Annotated in this window: 7 protein-coding genes; 2 read left to right on the forward strand and 5 right to left on the reverse strand. The window is 67.3% G+C overall.

Annotation, left to right across the window (positions count from 1 at the left end):
- Nucleotides 1-5: 5 nt before the first annotated feature.
- Both DBR23_RS28700 and gspG read right to left on the reverse strand, forming a co-directional pair.
- Nucleotides 6-437, reverse strand: coding sequence for a prepilin-type N-terminal cleavage/methylation domain-containing protein (locus tag DBR23_RS28700; RefSeq protein ID WP_056745247.1), 432 nt, complete (start codon nucleotides 435-437; stop codon nucleotides 6-8).
- Between the two features lie 174 nt (nucleotides 438-611).
- On the reverse strand, nucleotides 612-1,052 hold the full coding sequence (gene gspG / locus DBR23_RS28705) for a type II secretion system major pseudopilin GspG (protein ID WP_099731210.1): 441 nt from the start codon (nucleotides 1,050-1,052) through the stop codon (nucleotides 612-614).
- A gap of 72 nt (nucleotides 1,053-1,124) precedes the next feature.
- Here gspG and DBR23_RS28710 point away from each other — a divergent pair, with 72 nt between their 5' ends.
- On the forward strand, nucleotides 1,125-1,574 hold the full coding sequence (locus DBR23_RS28710) for a type II secretion system protein N (protein ID WP_056745245.1): 450 nt from the start codon (nucleotides 1,125-1,127) through the stop codon (nucleotides 1,572-1,574).
- A 20-nt stretch (nucleotides 1,575-1,594) separates the two neighbouring features.
- On the opposite strand, the gene DBR23_RS28715 is transcribed toward DBR23_RS28710, so the two are convergent.
- The 3 genes from DBR23_RS28715 to ilvA form a co-directional block, all read right to left on the reverse strand.
- Nucleotides 1,595-2,155, reverse strand: a complete 561-nt coding sequence (locus tag DBR23_RS28715) for a histidine phosphatase family protein (RefSeq protein ID WP_369882187.1) — start codon at nucleotides 2,153-2,155, stop codon at nucleotides 1,595-1,597.
- A gap of 39 nt (nucleotides 2,156-2,194) precedes the next feature.
- Complete coding sequence (locus DBR23_RS28720; protein ID WP_108500310.1) at nucleotides 2,195-3,001, reverse strand: adenosylcobinamide-GDP ribazoletransferase; 807 nt, start codon at nucleotides 2,999-3,001, stop codon at nucleotides 2,195-2,197.
- A gap of 80 nt (nucleotides 3,002-3,081) precedes the next feature.
- Nucleotides 3,082-4,641, reverse strand: a complete 1,560-nt coding sequence (gene ilvA, locus DBR23_RS28725) for a threonine ammonia-lyase, biosynthetic (protein ID WP_015012579.1) — start codon at nucleotides 4,639-4,641, stop codon at nucleotides 3,082-3,084.
- A gap of 377 nt (nucleotides 4,642-5,018) precedes the next feature.
- Here ilvA and DBR23_RS32090 point away from each other — a divergent pair.
- A partial coding sequence (locus DBR23_RS32090; protein WP_369882188.1) for an OsmC family protein occupies nucleotides 5,019-5,199 on the forward strand: 181 nt, incomplete at its 3' end.

Consider the following 5,199-nt stretch of genomic DNA (forward strand, 5'->3'; position numbering starts at 1 on the left):
CATCCTCACTGCACCGCATCCACGGAAAACGGGCGCACGCCGTCGGTGGCAATGCGCAGGGTGCGGTCGGGGGAGGACTGGTGGGTGATCAGCACTTGCTGCGGGCCGATCAGCGGCTCGGGGCCCAGTTGCAGCACCGCTGGTCCGCGCACCACGGTGCCGGGGTCCAGCCACTGGTTGGGCAGAGCGGCCCGCGCGCTGCGCGGCAGCCCTTCAAAACGGAAGCCGCCCGGCAGCGCACGCCAGCGCACCGGGATGCCCCCAGCGCGCGACTGGGCGCGTGCGGATTCGAGCAGCGCCGCCAGCCGCGCGGCCTCCCGCTCCAGCTGCGTCTGCCCGCCATCGCGCATCGCCAGTCCCACGCCCGCCGTGGCCAGCGCCATGATGCTGATGACCACCAGGAGTTCCAGGAGGGTGAATCCGCGCGAGCGGTTCATGAAGCTGCGCGATGGGAGGTCGCAACGGTGACGGCGCATCCACCAGGCGCACGGCCGCAGCGCCGGGCCGCCCCAAGCAAGGCCCGGCCCCATGCACCAGCGAAGCGCAGGGCGAGCCTGCTGTGGGGGGCAGGGAGTGACACGCCAGTGCACGACCGTGGGGACCACATCTCTTTACTGCCAGCTGCCAATATCGGCGTCCTTGCCTTCGCCGCCCGACTGGCCATCGGCGCCGAACGACATCACGTCGATCTCGCCCTTGATGCCGGGGTTGAGGTATTGGTAAGGGCGGCCCCATGGGTCGTTGGGCAGCTTTTCCAGGTACAGCTTCCAGTTGCCGGGTACGGGGCCCGCAGTGGGCTTGATGACCAGCGACTGCAGGCCCTGCTCGGCCGTGGGGTAGCGCTGGTTGTCCAGGCGGTAGAGCTTGAGCGCCTGCATGATGTTGGTGATGTCGGTGCGGGCGGCCGTCACGCGGGCATCGTCGGCACGTTCGAGCACGTTGGGCACGATCAGCGCGGCCAGCACGCCGATGATCACCAGAACCACCATCAGCTCGATGAGGGTGAAACCACGGGCCACGGACTTGGCAACGCGGCGGGGGGCGGAACGCACGAGGAGGGAGAAAGAAGTGTTCACTGCTGGCGGTCTCTCGGATGGTCGAATCGCGTGAATCATAATCCCCGCATGGTGACCAATACGTACAGCAAATGGGGCGTCCGCCTGGGGACTCTGGTGCTCTGGGCAGCAGCCGGCGCCAGTGTGGTCTATTGGGGGCTGCGCCTGTCGGCGCCTTCGTCCGCTTCCTCCGCCCCGGCAGTGGCGCCCGCCCCGGTGGCCATGGACGCGCAGGCGCTGGCGCGTTTGCTGGGTGCTGCGCCTGCAGCCCCTGGCGTGGCAGCGCCGGTGGCACCCACCGCGAGCCGGTTCACGCTGATCGGGGTGCTGTCGGGGCGCAGCAGCGGCGGCGGTGCGGCACTGATTGCCGTGGACGGCAAGCCCGCCAAGCCCTTCCGTGTGGGCGCTGCGGTGGACGAAGGCCTGGTGTTGCAGGCCCTGGGCCCCCGCCAGGCGCAACTGGGGACCAGCATGGGCGGACCCGCTACGGTGACGCTGGACATGCCGCTCAAGAACTAGGCCCCTGCTGGCCTACAGCTTCAGGCCAGTTCCCTGATTTCCCATTCCCCCCAGCCCGGTGCCGCCACCGGCCAGTCCTCTGAGCGGGGCAGGGCGCTCTCACCCCGCTCCTGCAACCAGGCCACGCAGCGGGCCACTCCGGCGTGGGTGATCCACACCACCTCCTTCACGCCCTGTTCGGTGCGCCACGCCTGGGCGGTCTGCAGGGCTGCTGCCACGCGGTGCAGCATTTGGGCCAGGCTTTCGCCCCCGCGGGGTGTGTGGGTGGCGAATCCGGCCACCCAGGTGTCGATGGCACTTTTGCCGATGGCGTCCCAGGGCTGCCCTTCCCAGCGGCCGAAGTCCATCTCGCGCAGCCGGGCGTCGGGAGTGAAGGTCAAATCCGGTCTGAGCGCTTGTAATTCATGCGCCAGCAGCTCACATCTTTGTAGCGTGGAATACGCCACGCACGCAGCGCGCCCCTCGGGGGGAAGGGCCGTTGCCAAGCGCTCTGCCGCAGCGCGGGTGGCCTGCGCGTCGGCTGGGACGTCCCACGCGCCGTAGCAAGTGCCCGGGGGAACCAGCGGGGCTGCATGGCGCACCAGCCACAGGCGGCTGCTGGTGGCGGCAGGGGGGGGGCGTTATAGCCATCGCAGTGCGATGGCCGCGCCCAGGTAGAACCCGATCTCGCTCACCTGCTGCGTGGCGCCCAGGCAGTCGCCGGTGAAGCCTTGCAGCCGTCGGGCGAACCAGCGCGCCATCCAGCCCGCGCAGAGCGCGCTGAGAGCGATGGGTGCTACTAAAAAGAGAGCTGTCTGCGCATATCCGACTAGCGCAAGGGGCGGAAAACACCATAAAAGTGCCGCAACCAGTGCCTGGCCGGAGATCTGGTCGGCCAGCGGCTTGCTTTTGGAGCGCGCCGTGTCACCCACATGCGGCAGGCTGCGCACGATGAGCAGGGGCCAAAAGCGCGACAACACGTGTGCGCCGACCAGGGCCGCCAGTGCCACCGGCAGGCTGTGCGCCCCCAGCAGCGCCAGCAGGCTGAGCTTGGCCAGTAACGCCAGCACCAGCGCCATGGCCCCGAAGGCGCCAATGCGCGAGTCCTTCATGATGTCCAGCGCGCGTTCGCGGTCGTAGCTGCCGCCCAGGCCGTCGGCCACGTCGGCCAGGCCGTCTTCATGGAAACCACCGGTCATCAGCACCGTGGCGACGGTGCAGAACACGGCGGCCACGGCCGGGGCCAGCGGGTTGGGCGCCAGCGCCCAGTGCAGCGCGGCGTACACGGCCGTGGACAGAAGCGCCGCCAGCCAGCCGATGCCCGGAAAGTGCGCCGCGCTGGCCCGCAGCATGGCCGGGCTGTAGCCCACCCACTGCGCCAGCCGACCGGTGACGGTAATGCGGGTGAAGAACTGCACGGCCAGCAGGTAGTGGCGCAGGGCTTGCATGGTGTGCAGTGGGGGCTTGGTGCTTCTGTTTTGATAGCTGTCAAGGCATTTTCAACTATCGCTTGCAGCCATTTTGGGCATTATTTGGACCGCAAGAACAGGCGGTAGGCCGGGTTCAGCGTTTCTTCCACATAGGGGTAGCCCAGCGTGGCCAGGAAGGCGTCGAAGGCCGCCTTGTCCTCGGGCGGCACTTGCATGCCCACCAGGATGCGGCCATAGTCCGCGCCCTGGTTGCGGTAGTGGAACAGGCTGATGTTCCAGGTCGGCTGCATCAGGCTCAAAAATTTGAGCAGCGCACCGGGCCGCTCGGGGAAGGTGAAGCGCATCAGGCGCTCGTCCTGCGCCAGCGCCGAGTGCCCGCCCACCAGGTGGCGCAGGTGTTCCTTGGCCAGCTCGTCGTGCGTCAGGTCCAGCGCCTCGAAGCCGTGGCGGTTGAAGTTCTTGGCGATCTTTTCCGATTCGCCCTTGCCATTGGTGGTCAGGCCCACGAACACATGGGCGCGGGCGGCGTCGCTGATGCGGTAGTTGAACTCGGTCACGTTGCGCGGGCCGCCGGGCAGGCCGCCGACCACCTCGCAGAAGCGGCGGAAGCTGCCGCGCTCTTCCGGAATGGTGACAGCGAGCAGCGCTTCTCGCTCCTCGCCCACCTCGGCCCGCTCGGCCACGAAGCGCAGCCGGTCGAAGTTCATGTTGGCGCCGCACAGGATGGCAGCGTAGGTCTCGCCCTTGGTCTTGCGTTGGGCCACGTACTGCTTGATGGCAGCGACAGCCAGCGCCCCGGCGGGCTCGACGATGCTGCGCGTGTCCACAAAGATGTCCTTGATGGCGGCGCAGACGGCGTCGGTATCGACGGTGATGTAGTCATCCACCAGGCCCTGTGCCACGCGGAAGGTTTCCTCTCCCACCAGCTTCACGGCCGTGCCGTCGGAGAACAGGCCCACATCGGCCAGCGTCACGCGCTCATGGGCCTGCACCGACTGGATCATGGCGTCCGAGTCGTTCATCTGCACCCCGATCACCTTGATCTCGGGTCGCACGGCCTTGATGTAGTTGGCCACACCCGAGATGAGTCCGCCGCCGCCAATGGCCACGAACACGGCATCGAGCTGGTTGCTGCCCAGGCTTTGCAGCTGGCGCAGGATCTCCATGGCGATGGTGCCCTGGCCGGCAATCACGTCCGGGTCGTCGAACGGGTGCACGAAGGTCAGGCCCTGTTCCTTTTCCAGCTGGACGGAATGGCCGTAGGCGTCGGAATAGCTCTCGCCAAACAGCACGACCTCGCCACCGAGCGTCTTTACGGCATCAATCTTGAGCTGCGGTGTGGTGGTGGGCATCACGATCACGGCGCGCGTGCCCAGTCGGTGGGCGCTCATGGCCACGCCCTGGGCGTGGTTGCCGGCCGAGGCGCAGATCACGCCGCGCTGCAGCTGCTCGGGCGTGAGGTGCGCCATCTTGTTGTAAGCGCCCCGCAGCTTGAAGCTGAACACGGGCTGCTGGTCTTCGCGCTTCAGGAGTACCTTGTTGTGCAGGCGGCGGCTGAGGTTCTTGGCGGGCTCCAGCGCCGACTCCACCGCCACGTCGTACACGCGGGCAGTCAGGATTTTCTTGAGGTAGTCGGCGGGGGTGAGGTGCTGGGTCATGGCAGGTGCAGGAGGAGAGCCCCACCGGCGCAGGGCGGCGGGCGGGGGCCCACATCATAGGGCGTCGCCCTGGCGAGGGGCCGAGGCATCCGGGACGGCAACCTGCCGTGGGACGGTGCGAGCGGGCAAAAAAAAGCCCCGGGCCGTGAGGCCTGGGGCTAATCCATCCTTTGAGGAGATGGAGGAGACAATCGGTGCGAGGCAAGTGCCGGGTTTCGGGCTTCTTGCCGCCTGCCGGTTCCTTTCTGTTCGAAAGCGGCAGCGCATGGACGAAGTTTAGCGCGAGTCTTGTTGCGATGCAGCAAAATTCGCATCAAATTCTTTTCGTTTCGGTTTTCCGTGCGAAAAAAACCACGTGTCACACAGGAGAAACACAAATGGAATGCACAGTCAGTTGGACCGGCGGGGCGGGAACCCGTTCTGGCATGGGTTTTGTGGCCGAGACCGGCAGCGGCCATGTTTTGACCATGGATGGTGCCCCCGATGCCGCCAACCCTGCCAATGGCGGCCAGAACCTGGCGCCCCGGCCCATGGAGACCGTGCTGGCAGGCACGGGCG

The sequence above is a fragment of the Acidovorax sp. HMWF018 genome, assembly GCF_003061035.1.
Lineage (GTDB): Bacteria > Pseudomonadota > Gammaproteobacteria > Burkholderiales > Burkholderiaceae_C > Acidovorax > Acidovorax delafieldii.

Excerpts from the sequence above, each read along its gene's own strand:
- DBR23_RS28700 (WP_056745247.1), bottom strand. The coding sequence starts at position 437 with ATGAACCGCTCGCGCGGATTCACCCTCCTGGAACTCCTGGTGGTCATC.
- DBR23_RS28720 (WP_108500310.1), bottom strand. The coding sequence starts at position 3,001 with ATGCAAGCCCTGCGCCACTACCTGCTGGCCGTGCAGTTCTTCACCCGC.
- DBR23_RS28710 (WP_056745245.1), top strand. The coding sequence starts at position 1,125 with ATGGTGACCAATACGTACAGCAAATGGGGCGTCCGCCTGGGGACTCTG.
- ilvA (WP_015012579.1), bottom strand. The coding sequence starts at position 4,641 with ATGACCCAGCACCTCACCCCCGCCGACTACCTCAAGAAAATCCTGACT.